Source organism: Duganella sp. LjRoot269 (assembly GCF_964254095.1).
GTDB lineage: Bacteria > Pseudomonadota > Gammaproteobacteria > Burkholderiales > Burkholderiaceae_D > Rugamonas > Rugamonas hordei.
In genome coordinates, this window is record NZ_CAXUSL020000001.1 from 5,248,512 (window position 1) to 5,264,589 (window position 16,078).

The following is a 16,078-nucleotide window of genomic DNA, read 5'->3' on the forward strand; positions in this document are numbered from 1 at the left end:
AATGACTCCTTCCAAGACCCTGGCGCTGACCGAAAAGCTGATCGCCCTCTCCTCTGTCACCCCGGACGATAAAGGCTGCCAGCAGCACCTGATCGATTTGCTGTCGCCGCTGGGCTTCGCCTGCGAAACCATCGAATCGAACGGCGTGACCAACCTGTGGGCGCGCAAAGGCACGACCTCGCCGGTGCTGGTATTCGCCGGCCACACCGACGTGGTGCCTACCGGCCCGGTCGACCAATGGCGCTCGGAGCCTTTCAATCCGACCCACCGCGACGGCAAGCTGTATGGCCGCGGCGCCGCCGACATGAAGACCTCGATCGCCGCCTTCGTCGTCGCCTGCGAAGAGTTCATCGCCGCGCACGCCGACCACAAGGGCTCGATCGCCTTCCTGATCACCAGCGATGAAGAAGGCCCGGCCACCGACGGCACAGTCATCGTCTGCAATATGCTCAAGGAACGCGGCGAAACGCTGGACTACTGCATCGTCGGCGAGCCGACCTCGGACGAAACCCTGGGCGACATGATCAAGAACGGCCGCCGCGGCTCGCTGTCCGGCAAATTGACGATCAAGGGCGTGCAAGGCCACATCGCCTATCCACAGCTGGCCAAGAACCCGATCCACCTGGCCGCGCCCGCGCTGGCCGAGCTGGTGGCCGAACGCTGGGACGAAGGCAACGAGTACTACCTGCCGACTTCCTGGCAGATGTCGAACATTAACGGCGGCACCGGCGCGAACAACGTCATCCCCGGCGAGATGATCATCGACTTCAACTTCCGCTTCTCGACCGCCAGCACCCACGAGGGCTTGAAGAAGCGCGTGCACGCCATCCTGGACAAGCACAACCTGCACTACGACCTGAAATGGGCGCTGAGCGGCCTGCCGTTCCTGACGCCGCGCGGCACGTTGAGCGATGCGCTGTCGGCCGCGATCAAGTCCGAAACCGGCGTCGATACCGAACTTTCCACCACCGGCGGCACCTCGGATGGGCGCTTTATCGCTCAGATCTGCCCTCAAGTGATAGAATTCGGGCCTCCCAACGCAAGTATCCACAAGATCGACGAGCATATCGAGCTGCGTTTTGTCGATCCGCTGAAGAATATCTATCGCCGAACGCTGGAAAACCTGCTGGCCTAAGCCCGGCGGCGGTCCAGCGGCGCGGCGTGCGCACACCGATTACTGTTTTACCGAGATAGCCATGAACACGACTCCTTTCACCACGCCGCGCGACCTGTTGCGCTACGCCGTCACCCGCTTCAACACCGCCAAGCTGTTCTTCGGCCACGGCAGTGTCGAAGCCTTCGACGAAGCGGCCTACCTGATCCTGCACACGCTCAAGCTGCCGCTGGACCGCCTGGATCCGTTCCTGGACGCCACCCTGCTGCCCGAGGAAGTCGCGTCCATCCTGGCCGTGATCGACCGCCGCACCAACGAACGCGTGCCGGCCGCCTACATCACCAACGAGGCGTGGCTGGGGACTTACAACTTCTACGTCGACGAGCGCACCATCGTGCCGCGCTCCTTCATCGCGGAGCTGATCCCGGAATACTTCGCGCCGTGGGTCAACGAGCCTGAAAACGTCGGCAACATCCTGGAGCTGTGCACGGGTTCCGGCTGCCTGGCCATCATGCTGGCCGACGCCTTCCCCGACGCCCATGTCGACGCGGTCGACCTGTCGGCCGACGCGCTGGAAGTGGCGAAGAAGAACGTCGCCACCTACAAGCTGGAAGACCGTTTGACGCTGATCCAGTCCGACCTGTACGCCAACGTGCCGGACAAGAAGTACGACCTGATCATCACCAACCCGCCGTATGTGAACTCGGCGTCGATGAGCAAGCTGCCGATGGAATACCGCGCCGAGCCTGAAATGGCGCTCGACGGCGGCAAGGACGGCATGGACCTGGTGCGCAAGATCGTCGCCGGCGCCGCCGAACGCCTGACCGACGACGGCATCCTGATCGTCGAAATCGGCAACGAGCGCGAATATGCCGAAGCCGCCTTCGGTGAACTGGGCCTGACCTGGCTCACCACCAGCAATGGCGACGACATGGTCTTCCTGCTGACCGCCGACCAGCTGAAGCTGTAACCCCTCTGTAAAGAACAAGAACAAATGATTCGCTTTATTCAAGTAAGCCTGATGCGCGGTATTAAGCCGCTGCTGGAACAGGTCGATGTCACTCTCAACCCCGGCGACAAGATCGGCCTGATCGGCGCCAACGGCGCCGGCAAATCCAGCCTGTTCGCGATGATGCGCGGCGAGCTGCACCCGGACCAGGGCGAGATCGATTTCCCGGCCAAGTGGCGCGTCGCTTACGTAGCGCAGGAAACCCCGCCGCTCGACCGCGCGGCGCTCGACTACGCCATCGACGGCGACGTCACGCTGCGCAAGCTGGAAGCGGAACTGGCGCGCCTGGAAGCGGAGCCCGAATCGTCCGAGAACGGCATCGCCATCGGCGAGATCTACAGCGCGCTGGCCGACGCCGACGCCTACACCGTGCAGTCGCGCGGCGAACAGCTGCTGCTGGGCCTTGGCTTCTCGATCGACCAGATGCAGCAACCCGTCGCCAGCTTCTCCGGCGGCTGGCGCATGCGCCTGAACCTGGCGCAGGCGCTGATGTGCCCTTCCGACCTGCTGCTGCTCGATGAACCGACCAACCACCTGGACCTGGACGCGATCATCTGGCTGGAAGACTGGCTGAAACGCTATGCCGGCACGCTGCTGATCATTTCCCACGATCGCGACTTCCTCGATGAAGTGGTGAACGTGGTGGTGCACATCGACGAGCGCAAGCTGAAACGCTACTCGGGCAACTACTCGTCCTTCGAACGTCAGCGCGCGGCGCAGATGATCCTGGCCGCCGGCGCGCTGGAAAAGCAGCAGCGCAAGCGCGCCCACCTGGAATCGTTCGTCAACCGCTTCAAGGCGCAGGCCTCCAAGGCCCGCCAGGCGCAGAGCCGCATGAAGGCGCTGGCCAAGATGGAAGAGCTGGCGCCGCTGCGCGCCGCGGCCGAATTCTCGTTTGAATTCCGCGAGCCGCTCAGCGCTCCTAATCCGCTGCTGGTGATGGAGAACGTCGACGCCGGCTACAAGATCGAAGACGACGCGACCGGCGAAATCACTCACAAGACCATCGTCAACAAAATCAAGTTCTCGCTGCAGATCGGCCAGCGTATCGGCCTGCTGGGTGTGAACGGCGCCGGCAAATCGACGCTGATCAAGACCATCGCCGGCGAACTGTCGCCGCTGACCGGCGACGCCACCATGGGCAAGGGCCTGAACATCGGCTACTTCGCCCAGCACCAGGTGGAGATGCTGCGTCACGACGAATCGCCGCTGTGGCACCTGGCGAAGATCGCCCCGACCGTGCGCGAGCAGGAGCTGCGCAACTTCCTCGGCGGCTTCAACTTCCCCGGCACCATGGTCACCAGCTCGATCGCGCCGTTCTCCGGCGGCGAGAAGGCCCGCCTGGCGCTGGCGTTGATCGTTTGGCAGCGCCCCAACCTGCTGCTGCTCGATGAACCGACCAATCACCTGGACCTGGAAACCCGCGAGGCGCTGACCGAGGCGCTGGCGCAGTTCGAGGGCACGCTGGTCGTCGTGTCCCACGATCGCCACTTGCTGCGCGCCACCACCGACGAGTTCATCATCGTCGCCGACGGCAAGCTGCAGCCGTTCGACGGCGATCTGGATGACTACAAGGATTGGCTGTTCAAGACCAAGCTGGGGAAAGGCACCGACGTGCTGCCGGCTGCGGGCAAGGCCAACAAGACCGATTTCCCGGTGACTTCGCCGGTCGCGCCGCCGACCGTCGCGGCGCCGGTCGCGGTCAGCAAGGACCAGAAGCGCCAGCAGGCGGAAGACCGCCAGCGCCTGGCCACGCTGCGCAAGCCGCTGGAGCAGAAGATCAAGCGCCTGGACGATCAGATCGCCAAGCGCAGCGCGCAGAAAGCCGACGTGGATGCCCAACTGGGCGAGTCTTCCATCTACGAAGCGGCCAACAAGGCCAAGCTGAAGCAGCTGCTGGCCGACCAGTCCTTCTTCGCCAAGGACCTGGGCCAGCTGGAAGCGGAATGGCTGGAATTGCAGGAACAGCTGGAAGCACTGGCTTAAGCTGCCTGACGGGCGCCGAATTGCACCTTTCGGATCGACATCAGCTTATCGATGTCGACCACGATCAAACGGCGTCCGTCCACCTCCCCGATGCCGAGCAGGTAATCCACCGCGCCGGCACCGGGTATCGGCTGGATCTGCCCCAGCGACAGCGAGACGATGTCGGTCACGCCATCCACCACCATCCCCATCACGCAACTGGTCAGCTTGAGGATGATCACGTCCGTCAGCGGATCGTGCTGCGGCGGCCTCGGCCCGAAGGCGATACGCATGTCGACGATCGGCATGATGACACCGCGCGACACCGCCACCCCTTCAACGATCTCGCCTTCCGACGAGAAGCGCTCCAATGCCTTCAACGGCCGCAGCTCCTGCACCTTGCCGAAGTCCAGCGCATAATCGAGACCGCCGAGCCGGAACACCAGATACTGGCCTGGCGCGCACAGGCCGGTGCTGCTGACGGCGTTGGTGGCGAAATCCGCGCTGGCGCATTGGTTTTTCGATGACGGCATGATGATCCTTTCGTCCAGGACGTGCGGTAACAGGCATGTGCCATCCTACCTTCGCCCCCTTTGCCCAGCGTTGACCCTTATCAACAATCACCGGGAGCGCGGTTGCAGGTTTGCTACAATCAGCACATGAACCCTCAACTCCCCCTCAACGGCATACGCGTGCTTGATCTGACACGGCTGCTGCCCGGTCCCGTCGCCACCATGCACCTTGCGGACATGGGCGCGGAGGTGATCAAGATCGAAGATCCCGGCGCCGGCGACTACGCGCGCGTCATGGGGCCGGTGCGCAACGAGGTGTCGCAGTTCTTCGTCGCCGTCAATCGCGGCAAGCGGATGATGCGGCTGGACCTGAAGGACGCGGCCCATCGCGAGCAGCTGCTGGCGATGGTGGAAACCGCCGACGTGCTGGTCGAGAGCTTCCGCCCCGGCGTGATGGACAAGCTGGGCCTGGGCTGGCAGACGCTCAAACAGCGCAACCCGAAGCTGGTGATGTGCGCGATTTCCGGCTATGGCCAGGACGGCCCCTTTGCCCAGCTGGCGGGACACGACATCAACTACATCGGCTATGCCGGCATGCTGGACCAGAACGCCGGCGCGGACGGCGTGCCGGTGCTGCCGAACCTGCAGGTGGGCGATCTGCTGGGCGGCGCGCAGTCGGCGCTGCAGGGCATCCTGGCGGCGCTGGTGGCGGTGAAGATGGGCGGCGCCGGACGCTTCGTCGATGTCTCGATGACCGACACGGTGCTGGCGCACAACCTGATGCCGCTGGTGGCGGTGAACAATGGCGCGGCGGCGCAACCCGGACGCGACCTGCTGAGCGGTGGCGTCCCCTGCTACAACGTCTACCGCACCGCCGACGGCCGCTACATGGCCGTTGGCGCGCTGGAGCTGAAATTCTGGCAGGGTTGCTGCGACGTGCTGGGCCGGCCGGATTTGAAAACGCGCCACTGGCAACTGGGCCAGCAGGTCGGCGGCGAGGATGCGATGGCGCTCAAGGATGAATTGTCGGCGATCTTCGCCACCCGCACGCTGGCGCAGTGGACCGAGGCGTTCGCGCCGGCCGATTGCTGCGTGTCGCCGGTGCTGCGCACGGAAGAAGCTTTGCTGCATCCGCTGTTCGCCGCGCGCGGCATGGTGGCGCGCCATCGCCACCAGACCGAGGGCGAATCGTGGGCGCTGGCGCAGCCGGTGAGGTTCCAGCCGTGATCGACGTGAATGAAGTGGAGTTCACCGCGATCCGCGCACAGGGTCCCGGCGGTCAGAACGTCAACAAGGTGTCGAACGCGGTGCACGTGCGCTTCGATATCGCGGCGTCTTCGCTGCCCGAGCATATCAAGGAACGCCTGCTGGCCTTGCGCGACAGCCGTATCACCAAGGATGGCGTGGTGGTGCTGAAGGCGCAGCAGTCGCGCAGCCAGGAAGCCAACAAGGAAGATGCGCTGCGCCGCCTGCAGGAGCTGGTCGACAGCGTGGCCGTGCTGCCAACCGTGCGCCGCACCACCAGGCCGACCCGCAGCTCGCAGCGCAAGCGGCTCGACGGCAAGACCAAGGACGGCGAGCGCAAACAGCTGCGCGGCAAAGTCAGTTTGTAAAAGTCCGCAGGCACTGATGGGCGCCCAGCGCCAGCAGGCTGACGAAGAAACAGCGGCGGAACAAGGCGGGAGGCATGCGCTCGCGCAACCACTGCCCCAGCAGCATGCCGCCGCCCGCCGGCAGCAGCGCCAGGAGGGAACTGCCCGCCACCGACGCGTGCCACTCGCCGCGGCAAGCCAGCATGACGGCCAGTGCCAGCGTCGAGACGGTGAAGGCCAATCCCATCGCCTGCACCAGCTCATCCTTTTCCAGCGCCAGCGCCTGCAGATACGGCGCCGCCGGCATGACGAACACCCCGGTGACGCCGGCCATCACACCCGTCGCCGCGCCCGCCAGCGGCCCGGCCCACGCTTCCGCGCGCGGCGCCACATGCCAGCGCCAGCCGGTCAAACCCAGCACGCCGTAGCCCACCAGCGCCAGCCCCAGCACCGCCCCGCTCCATGCCTCCGCAGCCGGGACCGCTGTGGCGATCCATGCCGCGGCGGCGGTGCCCGCGCACACCGCCAGCAGCAGGTTCCGCATGCGCAGCCACAGCGGATACAGCGCCGGCCCCGCAGCCAGCTGCCAGACATTTGTAATCGACGAAGGCACAATCAGCAGGCCGGCGGCCTCCAGCGGCGACATCTTCAGCGTCAGCAAGGCCACGGCGACCGTCGGCAAGCCCATGCCGGTCACGCCTTTGACCATGCCGGCCAACACAAACACCAGTGCGACAAATATAAGCGAAGTATCCATGGGCACCATTCTGCCCTTGCGCGCGGCGCCTGAAAATCTGGAATATACTCAGTCAGACTTAGGTAAAACCATAAGCTGACATCATGCGCTTCGACCTGACCGACCTGAGGCTGTTCGTCCATATCGCCGAAAGCGGCAGCATCACCGCCGGCGCCCGGCTGGCGCATCTGGCGCTGCCCTCGGCCAGCGCCCGCATACGCGGCATGGAGGAAGCGCTGGCAGTGCCGCTGCTGCGGCGTGGACGGCGCGGCGCCGAACCGACCGAAGCCGGCCGCGCGCTGCTGCACCACGCCCGCGCCATCGCCCGCCAGGTGGACGGCATGCAGGCCGACCTGGCGGAATTCGCGTCGGGCCTGAAGGGCCGCATCCGGCTCCTGTGCAACACCTCGGCGATGACCGAATTCCTGCCGGACGCGCTGGCCGCCTTCCTCGCCGCGCATCCGCAACTCGGCATCGACCTGGAAGAACGCCTCAGCCGCGACATCGTGCAGGCCGTCACCGATGGCGAAGCCGACATCGGCATCGTCAGCGACGCGGTCGACGCCTCGGCGCTGCAAACCTTCGCTTTCCGCGACGATGCGCTGGCGCTGGTGATGGCGCGCAGCCATCCGCTGGCAAAGCAGAACAGGAACCGGCGCAGCATCAACTACGCCGACGCGCTGGCGCACGACTTCATCGGCCTGGCCGGCGACAGCGCCTTCCAGCGCTACGCGGCGGAACAGGCCTCCCGGCTGGGATTGCGCATGCATTGCAAAATCAGGCTGCGCAGCTTCGAGGCGGTATGCCGCATGGCGGCCAGCGGCGTTGGCCTGGCATTGATGCCGGAGACGGCCGCGCGCAGGAACGCCGCCGCCGACAAGCTGCTGGTGTTGAAAGTAAGCGATGATTGGGCGAAGCGCAAACTGCTGGTCTGCGTGCGCGACCTGGCCGCGCTGCCCCGCCATGCGCGCGAGCTGGTCTCGGCGCTGCGGCAGGCCACCCCTTAGTCAGTCTCCGGCGCCCACTCGATCGGACCGGTACTGCCGGAGAAGATCGTCGTCATGCCCGCCGCCGTGGTGCGCACCTTGGCCTTGACCTCCTTGGCGGGCCGGTCGTGCGCCGCCGGGCCTTCCGGCACGAAGGCCATGGTCCGCAGCAGCACGTCGCCGGTCAGCATATGCACCACGCAGCGCGAACCGCGCATCACGGACGTCTTCTGCCGCTGCACCTGGTTGACCTCTTCCTGCGCCTGCTCCTGCTGCACCTGCGCCGCCTTCATCGCCAGCGAAATCTTCGCCACCGCCTTCAGCGAAGGCCCCACGGCCGCCGCCATCTTCTGGAACAGAGGCTCCTGCTCCGGCGTCAGCGTGACCTCGCGCTTGCGCACGCGCGTGGCCAGCGTCAGGTAGTTGCGCACCTCGGTCTGGCCTGTGATCGCGTCGATCTCCGCCTTGCGCAGATTGGCCTCGCGCTCCGCCTGCTGCACCCTGGGCTGCAGCTCGGCGATCTTCTTGTCGAACTTGGATGTATCGGGCACCAGCGTATAGAGCAGCATCTCGTGCTGCTTGCGCGGCCCGGCGCTGGTGATCTCGATCTTGCGCGCGGCGATGGCGCAGCCCTCGGCCACCTTGATGATCACCTCCTCGGCCATGATTTCGCAGTTGCTCGCTTCGCCGATGACCACCCGTGTGCCGGAGATGATGCAGCTTTCCGCGCGCGCCAGCGTCACCTCGCCCCGCTTCGTCTGCAGCACGGCGCCGGAGGCCACGCCCTGCACCCGTATGCCGCCGTCGACGTTGGTGCAGGTGCCGCCCATCAGGTTGCGGCTCAGGACGATATCGCCGCCGCGTGAATTGATGATGCCGAACACGTCGCCGTGAATGGTGATGTTGCCGCCGTCGACGGAGCGCTGCTCCTGCACGTCGCCGAACTCCTCGTACTCGCCAGTCAGCAGCAGGTTGCCGGTGGTGCGCGCGCTCACGCCTTCGCGGCTGATGATCTTGGGGCCGATGGAAATGCGCTTGGTGCCCGGATCCACGCTGAGGAAGCCCTCCACCGCCGACACCAGGAACTCGCCGTCGCGCAGGTTCTCGATCACCGTTCCCTCGCCGGCCACCGAACTCAGTTCGATGTCCCTGGAGACCGGCGGTTCCAGCACGATGCCCGACAGCTCGAAGCCGCGCACGCCGGCCGTGCGCGGCACCTTGCGCAACAGCTTGACGTTGGGCCTGACCTGCGGGAAGCGGTTCTGGAAAGCCTGCAGATCGAGCTTGCCGTCCGATTTCTCGCGCGGCGCGTTGCTGCGATGGATGTCCTGCGACACCTCGACGATGGTGGCGTCGCGCCCCGGCGTGGCGTTCAGCCGCCGCGCCACGATGACGCGGGCCACGCGGCCGGTGACGATGACGTCCCGCACCACCGGCGCGTCGATGCCGAAGCGTATGCCCTTGACCCACATGTCGGAAACGAATTCGTCGAAGTTGAGCCGGGCCGGCTGCGACGGCATGTCCGGCACCTCGAAGAACACCGGTTCGAAATAGTATTCGGCCTCGCCGTTGATGATCTTGACGGACTTGTACAGCCCCCGGCGCTGCGGATAGAACGGCTCGATGCTGCTGGCGAAGCGTATCAGCGGCTTGTTGACCACGTTCTCCGGCAGGTCGGGTCCGCAGTTGTACAGCAGCTTGGTGAAGACCGCGTAGTCCAGGTTGGAGAAATAGGCGCTGCTGAGAAAAATCTGGCTCACCGCCGACAGGCAGGATACCGCCGAAGCGCCGGTCTCGAAATACACTCCGTCCGCACGCTTGACGATGGCCGACGGAAGCTCGCCATCAGCAATTTGTTCCAGCGCCGTAGCGTCGTCTGACACAGTAGTCCCCAGGATAATGTACGTCGGCGCATTGCACGCTCATTGCATGAACAAGCAGGCGCGCCTTCACTTTTTTAATGTTAATTCTAGATTAGCATGAACCATGAAACTTGTGCGCGCCTCATTGCGGACGCGCGCTCAAGTGCCAGTCCAGCGAGCCGTCGCTGTCGCAGAACAGCACCTCGCCGCCGTTGGGCGTGCCGCGCAGGCGCTGCTTGATGTCCTTGGGCGGCAGCAGCGCCAGCGAGGCGCTGTCGGCCAGATAAGGCATGGTGCGCACGGTGGTCTCGCCGCTGACCATGTGCAGGCCGCAGCGCGCATGGCCGGACGCCTCCTGCTTCTGTTCGATCACGCGGGCCAGGCGGTCGGCCAGCAGCTTTTGCTGGGTCTGGCCGGCCTGCAGGTCCTCGCGCAGCTTGGCGATGGCCTGCAGCTCGGCCGCAACCGCCGCCGCGATCTTGCGCAGATGCAGACCCTGCTCCGGCGTCAGCTGCAGTTCCTGGTTGCGCAGCTTGGCGGCCAGCGCCAGGTAGCGGCGCACGTCCGGCACGGCGGCGATGCGGTCGATCTCTTCCTGGAAGCCTTGGTTGGCCTGCGCGAAAGCGGCGACCCGCTGATCCAGTTCGGCGATCTCCTCGTCGAATTTGCTGACGTCGCGCACCAGCACGTAGACCACCATCTCGGTGCGGCGGCGCGGCCCGGCATTTTCGATTTCGACATTGCGGCCGGCCACCGCGCAGCCCTCGGCCACCTCGATGTGGATCTCGTCGGCGACGATCTCGCAGTTGGAAGCCTCGCCCACCGTCACGCTGGTGCCGGAGATGACGCAGTTCTCGGCGCGGCCGATGACGATCTTGCCGCTGCGGGTGTGGATCACCGAATTGGAGGCGACGCCGGTCACGGTCACGTCGCCGGCCACGTTGTTGACGCTGCCGCTGACCAGGTTCTGGTCCAGCACCACGGTGCCGCCGCGCGAATTGATATGGCCGTAGACGTTGCCGTGCACTGTGATGTCGCTGCCGGTGACTTCCTTCTGCTCCTGCACGTCGCCGTATTCCTCGTAGGCGCCGGCCAGCTGCAGGTTGCCGGTGGTGCGCCCGCTGACGCCTTCCTTGCTGACGATTTTGTCGGTGATGGAGATGCGGCTGGACTTCGGATCGACGCTCAGGAAGCCCTCGCGGGTCGACACCAGGTACTCGCCGTCCTCCAGCATCTTGGCCTCGGTGCCGTCGCCGGCGTAGAAGCGCAGCGTCAGGTCCTTGGGCGGCGCCGGCGCGGTGATCTTGCCGGCCAGGTCGAAGCCGGGCTGGCCCGGCACCGGCGGCAGCTTTTTCAGCAGCCGCACATTGGGCTTGATCTGCGGGAAGCGGTTCTGGAAGCTCTGCAGGTCGATGCGGCCGTCGGCCTTGGCCTTGGGCGCGTCGCTGCGGTGCAGGTCGGACGACACCTCGACCACGGTCGCGTCCTGGCCGGCCGCCGGTTCCAGGTCGGTGGCGAAGGTGATGCGGTCGGCCTTGGTGGAGGCGATCGCCGCCGCCACCGCCGCCACCTCGATGCCGAACAGGATGCCCTTGTTCCACATCTCGGCGACAAACTCGTCGACGTCGAGCCGGGTCTGGCGCTCCGGTATCACGGTGCCGTCGGGCAGCACCATCTCGTCCAGGAACAGCGGCTCGAAATAGTATTCGGCGTAGCCGCGTCCCATCTTGGGATTCTTGTACAGCGGGATGCGCTGCTCGTCGATCGCGCGCATCTCGGCCGCCAGCCGCACCACCTTGGCGTTGCCGAAGTCGGGGCCGACGCCGTACAGCGCCTTGATCAGCACCGGATAGTTCAGGCCGACAAAATAATAGTGTGAGTGGAAGACTTCGTTGATGGCCGCCGTCAGCGTCAGCGGCGACAGCGTCAGGTCGATGTAGATGCCGTCCGGCCGGCTCAGCAAACCGACGGGCAAGCCGCGTCCCGGAGCCGGGGACTCCTGTCCAGGTACTGGGACGGCAGGTACCGCATCGTGAGCCACTCTTATCCTCCGGACAACAGGAATGCCAAAAGGCAATTACGTGTAATTAATTAATATTACACGCAGAGTGGCCGAATGGAAGCGAAATTCGTGTCGTGAACGGGGTGAGTGTGAACTTATTGCTACAGATCAATATTGAATCAATAACATTAATGACGCGGCGGGTTGGCGTAGATGTCCTGGCCCACTTCATTGATCTGGCGGCGCAGGTCGCGGCGCTCGTCGGGAGTCAGGCGGCCGACGCGGCGGCTCATCTCCGCATTGCGGCCGGCTTCCTGCATCGCGCGGCGCTGCTCTTCGGCGCGCGCCTCGTAGCTGCGCGGATCGAGCTGGCGCGGGTCGGCCTGGCGCTCGGCCTGCTGGCGAGGTTGTGCCTGCTGCTGCACATGCTCCCGGACCGGGGCATTGCGCTGCTCTTCACGGCGCGGCCCCTCACCGGAATCGGCCTGGGCCAGCGATGCGCCCAGCAGTCCGCAGCACAACAGCGCGGCGCCCATGGAGGATCGAACGCAAAAAGATGCGCTTGCTGCCGCGTGTATTTTTTTGTGATCGATGCCCATGGCGTTCCTAAAAAGCTGAATCTATGCCCAGAGTGTATGATGCTTTACCTGAGGGGGTAAGACGAATTGGGTAAAGTTTGTAACACTTTGTAATGGGTGGTCACAGACGTTTTCGCAAGACGATTATGACGTTACCATAGCAACATGAATATGACAAATCTGGCAGGCAAATGACTAGCACAACGACAGAATCCGGCAACACCCCGGTTAATCAAAATGGCCACCAGGCCAAGATTATGGTAGTGGACGACGACGTCCGCCTGCGCGACCTGCTGCGCCGCTACCTGACCGAACAGGGCTTCAATGTCTTCACCGCCGAGAGCGCCACAGCGATGAACAAGCTGTGGCTGCGCGAGCGCTACGACCTGCTGGTACTGGACCTGATGCTGCCCGGCGAGGACGGCCTGTCGATCTGCCGCCGCCTGCGCGGCGCCGGCGACCAGACGCCGATCATCATGCTCACCGCCAAGGGCGAGGACGTGGACCGCATCGTCGGCCTGGAAATGGGCGCCGACGACTACCTGCCCAAGCCGTTCAACCCGCGCGAGCTGGTGGCCCGCATCGGCGCCGTGCTGCGCCGCCGCGGTCCGGACGAGATTCCCGGCGCGCCGTCGGAAACCCCGCAATCGTTCGAGTTCGGCCAGTTCGTGCTGGACCTGGGCACGCGCACGCTGAAGAAGAACGGCGAAACCGTGCCGCTGACCACGGGCGAGTTTTCGGTACTGAAAGTATTCGCCCGCCACGCGCGCCAGCCGCTGTCGCGCGAGAAGCTGATGGAACTGGCGCGCGGCCGCGAATACGAAGTGTTCGACCGCAGCCTGGACGTGCAGATCTCGCGCCTGCGCAAGCTGATCGAGCCCGATCCGTCAAGCCCGCTGTACATCCAGACCGTCTGGGGCCTGGGCTATGTGTTCATTCCGGAGGGGCAGCCGCGCTAAGGCGCGGAAGCGCACATGAAGTTTCCATCGAAGTTCCCCTTCACGTTTCGCGTGGCCAGCCTGAAAAGCGGCCTGTTCTGGCGTACCTTCTTCCTGCTGGGGGCGCTGACCACCACCAGCATGACGGCCTGGGTCGGCATGATCAGCGTGGTGCAGCACGAGCCGCAGGTGCAGCAGATCTCCTCGCAGGTGATCTCGGTGGTCACCATCACCCACGCCGCCCTGACCCACTCCGCGCCCGAACTGCGGCGCGAGTTGCTGTTCGACCTGGTGTCGAACGAAGGCATCCGCGTGTTCCCGCTGGAGGAAGACGACAAGGTCGAGCCGCCGCCCGATAACGCGCTGATGCCCGACATCCAGAAGCTGGTCAAGGCCAAGCTGGGCGAGGACACGCGCTTCTCGGCCCAGGTCAACGGCGTGTCCGGTTTCTGGGTCAGCTTCAAGATCGACGACGACGCCTACTGGCTGATGCTGGAGCGCGAACGCATCCGCGGCCTGACCGGCATCCAGTGGCTGGGCTGGGCCAGCGTGGTGTCGGTGGTGTCGCTGCTGGGCGCGGCCTTCATCTCCAGCCTGATCAACCTGCCGCTGCGCCGGCTGACGCAGGCCACGCGCGCCTTCGCCCAGGGCAAGCGCCCCGATCCGCTGCCGGAAAAAGGCCCGCTGGAAATCATGGAGGCCAACCGCAGCTTCAACCAGATGGTCGACCAGCTGCAGCAGGTGGAGTCGGACCGCGCCGTGATCCTGGCCGGCATTTCGCACGACCTGCGCACGCCGCTGGCGCGCATGCAGCTGGAAGTGGAGATGGCCAACCTGTCCAACGACGCGCGCGAGGGCATCCAGTCCGACATCGGCCAGATGGACGCCATCATCGGCCAGTTCCTCGACTATGCCAAGCCGACCGAGGCGTCGAGCTTCACCAACGTCGACATCAGCGAACTGCTGAGCGACACCGCGCGCGAAGCGGAGCGCCTGCCCGACGTGCACATCCGCACCGACATCGCCGCCAACGCCCACGTGATGGGCAACCCCACCGACCTCAAGCGCGTCATCAACAACCTGATCGAAAACGCCCGCCGCTACGGCAGGACGCCCGACGCCGAGTTCACCGAAATCGACATCAAGTGCAGCGTCAAAGGCATGCACACGTCGAAGCGCGTGACCATCGAAGTGCAGGACCACGGCGCCGGCGTGCCGGACGACCAGATCGAGCAGTTGCTCAAGCCCTTCACGCGGCTGGACACGGCGCGCGGCCAGGCCAACGGCGCCGGCCTCGGGCTGGCCATCGTCGACCGCGTGCTGCTGCGCCACGGCGCCGAGCTTCATGTGCGCAACCGCGAAGGCGGCGGCCTGCAGATCCAGATCGTGATGAAGGCGGCATGATGCGCGCAGCTTTATCGATGGCCGCAGCGCTGCTGGTCGTCGCGCAGGCAAGCTCAGCAGCAACAACAAGCGCAGCCGCGCAGCCGCGCATCGAACAGCGCCAGCCCACCGCCGAGGAGCGCGATTCCTTCGACGACTATTTCCGCGAAAAAACCGCCGCCGAAGCCCACGGCGCGCAGCCGGTGCTGCCGCTGTTCGCGCCCGCCTTCGACATCGAACGCCAGCGCGGCAAGCCGTGGCAGGTGATCGCCCGCGTCGATTCGGCGCCGCGCCACTCGGCCGTCGACCTGTGCCGGCAGATACGCTCCAGTTTCATCTATGACGCCGGCGCGCCCAAGGGACGGCGCTGGACCGAGTCGGCCCAGCCGCCGGAATGGTATGTGTGGCTGGCGAAACCGGCCACCGCCTGCACCGCCGCCCGCTACACCGTGCTGATGGATAAGACCTTGCCGCCGGCGGACGTGGTGGCGCTGCTGCGCCAGCACCGCGAGTTGCTGCTGCGCGCACGCCTGCTGTTTGCCGGCAACTCGCAATGCGCCCGCCAGCGCGCGCTGACCTTCCGCCTCAGCGCGCTGGAACCGGCGGCGCCGACGCCCGGTGCGCCGGTGATGTTCGGCCTGGTGTTCAGCAGCGACCGCGACACCGTGGCCCGCGTCGCCGTGCGCAAGAGCCGCGGCGAATACACGGCCTGGAACGTCAGCTGCGGTTGACGCTGCGGTTGATCGGATGGTCGGCCGGCTCGAGCAGCTTGGTCAACAATAACTCCGCCGAACCGTAGCCGTACAGCGAATCCGTTTCCAGCCCTTGTGTATCATAGGGTACGGACTCCTCGCGTTCCGACCGGCTCGGGTCGGCATCCGAATATGTCACGCGCCAGGCGCGCTTGAGGGCGTCGGCGCGGCGCAGGAACTGCGGCACCGGCCAGCGCGCGGGATCCCAGTCGGGCGCGTCGCCCAGCACGCGCCAGTGGCCGCTGGCCAGCGCCATGTCGCCCACCCGCAATATCTTCACCGCGTCCTGCGGCTGCAGGGTGCCCAGCTCCTCCAGCGTCGGCAGGCGCGTCAGCTTGGGGCCGAACAGATACGCCAGCATAATCTTACTTCCCGGCGACAAACGCGCCACCAGTCCCCAGCCATACCCGCCATCCAGCAGCGGCACCGCAAACCAGCTTCCCTCTTGATACGACTGCCTCATTCCTACCCTTTCACTTGCACGATGCAGTAACGATTCACCAAAATGCACTGACATGATGGCGCCTCCGCTATTGGCTGTGACTGCTTCGTTGGCGCCCTGGGGCGCAAATCGCAAGTGTAGCGGCGCGGCGCGGAATACGTCGCACGCCATCGCTACGGCCGGGGTTGCGCCAGGTTTGTGCTAAAC

The 16,078-nt window shown here is 65.3% G+C and carries 15 protein-coding genes; 9 read left to right on the plus strand and 6 right to left on the minus strand.

Annotated features, from left to right (window positions below):
* The first annotated feature begins 1 nt into the window (after position 1).
* The 3 genes from dapE (at position 2) to ACSQ3S_RS23505 (ending at position 4,109) form a co-directional block, all read left to right on the plus strand.
* Complete coding sequence (gene dapE / locus ACSQ3S_RS23495) at positions 2-1,135, plus strand: succinyl-diaminopimelate desuccinylase (protein ID WP_436143941.1); 1,134 nt, start codon at positions 2-4, stop codon at positions 1,133-1,135.
* 61 nt (positions 1,136-1,196) lie between these two features.
* Positions 1,197-2,084, plus strand: coding sequence for a 50S ribosomal protein L3 N(5)-glutamine methyltransferase (gene prmB / locus ACSQ3S_RS23500; protein WP_176651737.1), 888 nt, complete (start codon positions 1,197-1,199; stop codon positions 2,082-2,084).
* A 51-nt stretch (positions 2,085-2,135) separates the two neighbouring features.
* A complete protein-coding gene (locus ACSQ3S_RS23505) occupies positions 2,136-4,109 on the plus strand; it encodes an ATP-binding cassette domain-containing protein (protein ID WP_436143942.1) in 1,974 nt (657 codons plus the stop codon).
* Here ACSQ3S_RS23505 and ACSQ3S_RS23510 read toward each other — a convergent pair.
* Entirely contained in the window at positions 4,106-4,621 is a 516-nt protein-coding gene (locus ACSQ3S_RS23510) for a chemotaxis protein CheW (RefSeq protein WP_436143943.1), read from the minus strand. The genes ACSQ3S_RS23505 and ACSQ3S_RS23510 overlap by 4 nt on opposite strands.
* Positions 4,622-4,747: 126 nt before the next feature.
* Here ACSQ3S_RS23510 and ACSQ3S_RS23515 point away from each other — a divergent pair, with 126 nt between their 5' ends.
* Together ACSQ3S_RS23515 and arfB are read left to right on the plus strand one after the other, a co-directional pair.
* Positions 4,748-5,827: a CaiB/BaiF CoA transferase family protein gene (locus tag ACSQ3S_RS23515; RefSeq protein ID WP_436143944.1), complete on the plus strand. Its 1,080-nt coding sequence runs from the start codon at positions 4,748-4,750 to the stop codon at positions 5,825-5,827.
* On the plus strand, positions 5,824-6,213 hold the full coding sequence (arfB, locus tag ACSQ3S_RS23520) for an alternative ribosome rescue aminoacyl-tRNA hydrolase ArfB (RefSeq protein WP_436143945.1): 390 nt from the start codon (positions 5,824-5,826) through the stop codon (positions 6,211-6,213). The genes ACSQ3S_RS23515 and arfB overlap by 4 nt, the downstream gene beginning before the upstream one ends.
* Here the strand turns inward: arfB and ACSQ3S_RS23525 are convergent.
* Complete coding sequence (locus tag ACSQ3S_RS23525) at positions 6,203-6,949, minus strand: sulfite exporter TauE/SafE family protein (protein ID WP_436143946.1); 747 nt, start codon at positions 6,947-6,949, stop codon at positions 6,203-6,205. The two genes, arfB and ACSQ3S_RS23525, sit on opposite strands and share 11 nt — an antisense overlap.
* 83 nt (positions 6,950-7,032) lie before the next feature.
* Between ACSQ3S_RS23525 and ACSQ3S_RS23530 the strand changes: the two genes are divergently transcribed.
* Positions 7,033-7,935, plus strand: a complete 903-nt coding sequence (locus tag ACSQ3S_RS23530) for a LysR family transcriptional regulator (RefSeq protein WP_436143947.1) — start codon at positions 7,033-7,035, stop codon at positions 7,933-7,935.
* On the opposite strand, the gene ACSQ3S_RS23535 is transcribed toward ACSQ3S_RS23530, so the two are convergent.
* The 3 genes from ACSQ3S_RS23535 to ACSQ3S_RS23545 all read right to left on the minus strand — a co-directional run bounded on the left by ACSQ3S_RS23535 (position 7,932) and on the right by ACSQ3S_RS23545 (position 12,377).
* Complete coding sequence (locus ACSQ3S_RS23535) at positions 7,932-9,797, minus strand: flagellar assembly protein A (protein ID WP_436143948.1); 1,866 nt, start codon at positions 9,795-9,797, stop codon at positions 7,932-7,934. The two genes, ACSQ3S_RS23530 and ACSQ3S_RS23535, sit on opposite strands and share 4 nt — an antisense overlap.
* A gap of 121 nt (positions 9,798-9,918) precedes the next feature.
* Entirely contained in the window at positions 9,919-11,751 is a 1,833-nt protein-coding gene (locus ACSQ3S_RS23540) for a flagellar assembly protein A (RefSeq protein WP_436143949.1), read from the minus strand.
* A gap of 215 nt (positions 11,752-11,966) precedes the next feature.
* The gene (locus ACSQ3S_RS23545; protein WP_413448000.1) at positions 11,967-12,377 is read right to left on the minus strand and encodes a hypothetical protein; all 411 of its coding nucleotides are present in this window, start codon (positions 12,375-12,377) and stop codon (positions 11,967-11,969) included.
* Positions 12,378-12,613: 236 nt separating this feature from the next.
* Here ACSQ3S_RS23545 and ompR point away from each other — a divergent pair, with 236 nt between their 5' ends.
* Genes ompR through ACSQ3S_RS23560 form a run of 3 tightly spaced genes read left to right on the plus strand, consistent with a single transcriptional unit; the run spans position 12,614 to position 15,408 of the window.
* Complete coding sequence (gene ompR, locus ACSQ3S_RS23550) at positions 12,614-13,315, plus strand: osmolarity response regulator transcription factor OmpR (protein ID WP_353402978.1); 702 nt, start codon at positions 12,614-12,616, stop codon at positions 13,313-13,315.
* A gap of 15 nt (positions 13,316-13,330) precedes the next feature.
* On the plus strand, positions 13,331-14,698 hold the full coding sequence (locus ACSQ3S_RS23555; protein ID WP_176651745.1) for an ATP-binding protein: 1,368 nt from the start codon (positions 13,331-13,333) through the stop codon (positions 14,696-14,698).
* Positions 14,695-15,408 (plus strand): hypothetical protein, encoded by a 714-nt coding sequence (locus ACSQ3S_RS23560; RefSeq protein WP_436143950.1) that lies wholly within the window; start codon positions 14,695-14,697, stop codon positions 15,406-15,408. The genes ACSQ3S_RS23555 and ACSQ3S_RS23560 overlap by 4 nt, the downstream gene beginning before the upstream one ends.
* Here the strand turns inward: ACSQ3S_RS23560 and ACSQ3S_RS23565 are convergent.
* A complete protein-coding gene (locus ACSQ3S_RS23565) occupies positions 15,395-15,892 on the minus strand; it encodes an Imm26 family immunity protein (RefSeq protein WP_176651746.1) in 498 nt (165 codons plus the stop codon). The two genes, ACSQ3S_RS23560 and ACSQ3S_RS23565, sit on opposite strands and share 14 nt — an antisense overlap.
* Positions 15,893-16,078: the final 186 nt, after the last annotated feature.

Excerpts from the sequence above, each read along its gene's own strand:
- ACSQ3S_RS23560 (WP_436143950.1), top strand. The coding sequence starts at position 14,695 with ATGATGCGCGCAGCTTTATCGATGGCCGCAGCGCTGCTGGTCGTCGCG.
- ACSQ3S_RS23510 (WP_436143943.1), bottom strand. The coding sequence starts at position 4,621 with ATGCCGTCATCGAAAAACCAATGCGCCAGCGCGGATTTCGCCACCAAC.
- ACSQ3S_RS23555 (WP_176651745.1), top strand. The coding sequence starts at position 13,331 with ATGAAGTTTCCATCGAAGTTCCCCTTCACGTTTCGCGTGGCCAGCCTG.
- prmB (WP_176651737.1), top strand. The coding sequence starts at position 1,197 with ATGAACACGACTCCTTTCACCACGCCGCGCGACCTGTTGCGCTACGCC.
- ACSQ3S_RS23505 (WP_436143942.1), top strand. The coding sequence starts at position 2,136 with ATGCGCGGTATTAAGCCGCTGCTGGAACAGGTCGATGTCACTCTCAAC.
- dapE (WP_436143941.1), top strand. The coding sequence starts at position 2 with ATGACTCCTTCCAAGACCCTGGCGCTGACCGAAAAGCTGATCGCCCTC.
- ACSQ3S_RS23545 (WP_413448000.1), bottom strand. The coding sequence starts at position 12,377 with ATGGGCATCGATCACAAAAAAATACACGCGGCAGCAAGCGCATCTTTT.
- ACSQ3S_RS23515 (WP_436143944.1), top strand. The coding sequence starts at position 4,748 with ATGAACCCTCAACTCCCCCTCAACGGCATACGCGTGCTTGATCTGACA.
- ACSQ3S_RS23565 (WP_176651746.1), bottom strand. The coding sequence starts at position 15,892 with ATGAGGCAGTCGTATCAAGAGGGAAGCTGGTTTGCGGTGCCGCTGCTG.
- ACSQ3S_RS23530 (WP_436143947.1), top strand. The coding sequence starts at position 7,033 with ATGCGCTTCGACCTGACCGACCTGAGGCTGTTCGTCCATATCGCCGAA.
- ACSQ3S_RS23525 (WP_436143946.1), bottom strand. The coding sequence starts at position 6,949 with ATGGATACTTCGCTTATATTTGTCGCACTGGTGTTTGTGTTGGCCGGC.
- ompR (WP_353402978.1), top strand. The coding sequence starts at position 12,614 with ATGGTAGTGGACGACGACGTCCGCCTGCGCGACCTGCTGCGCCGCTAC.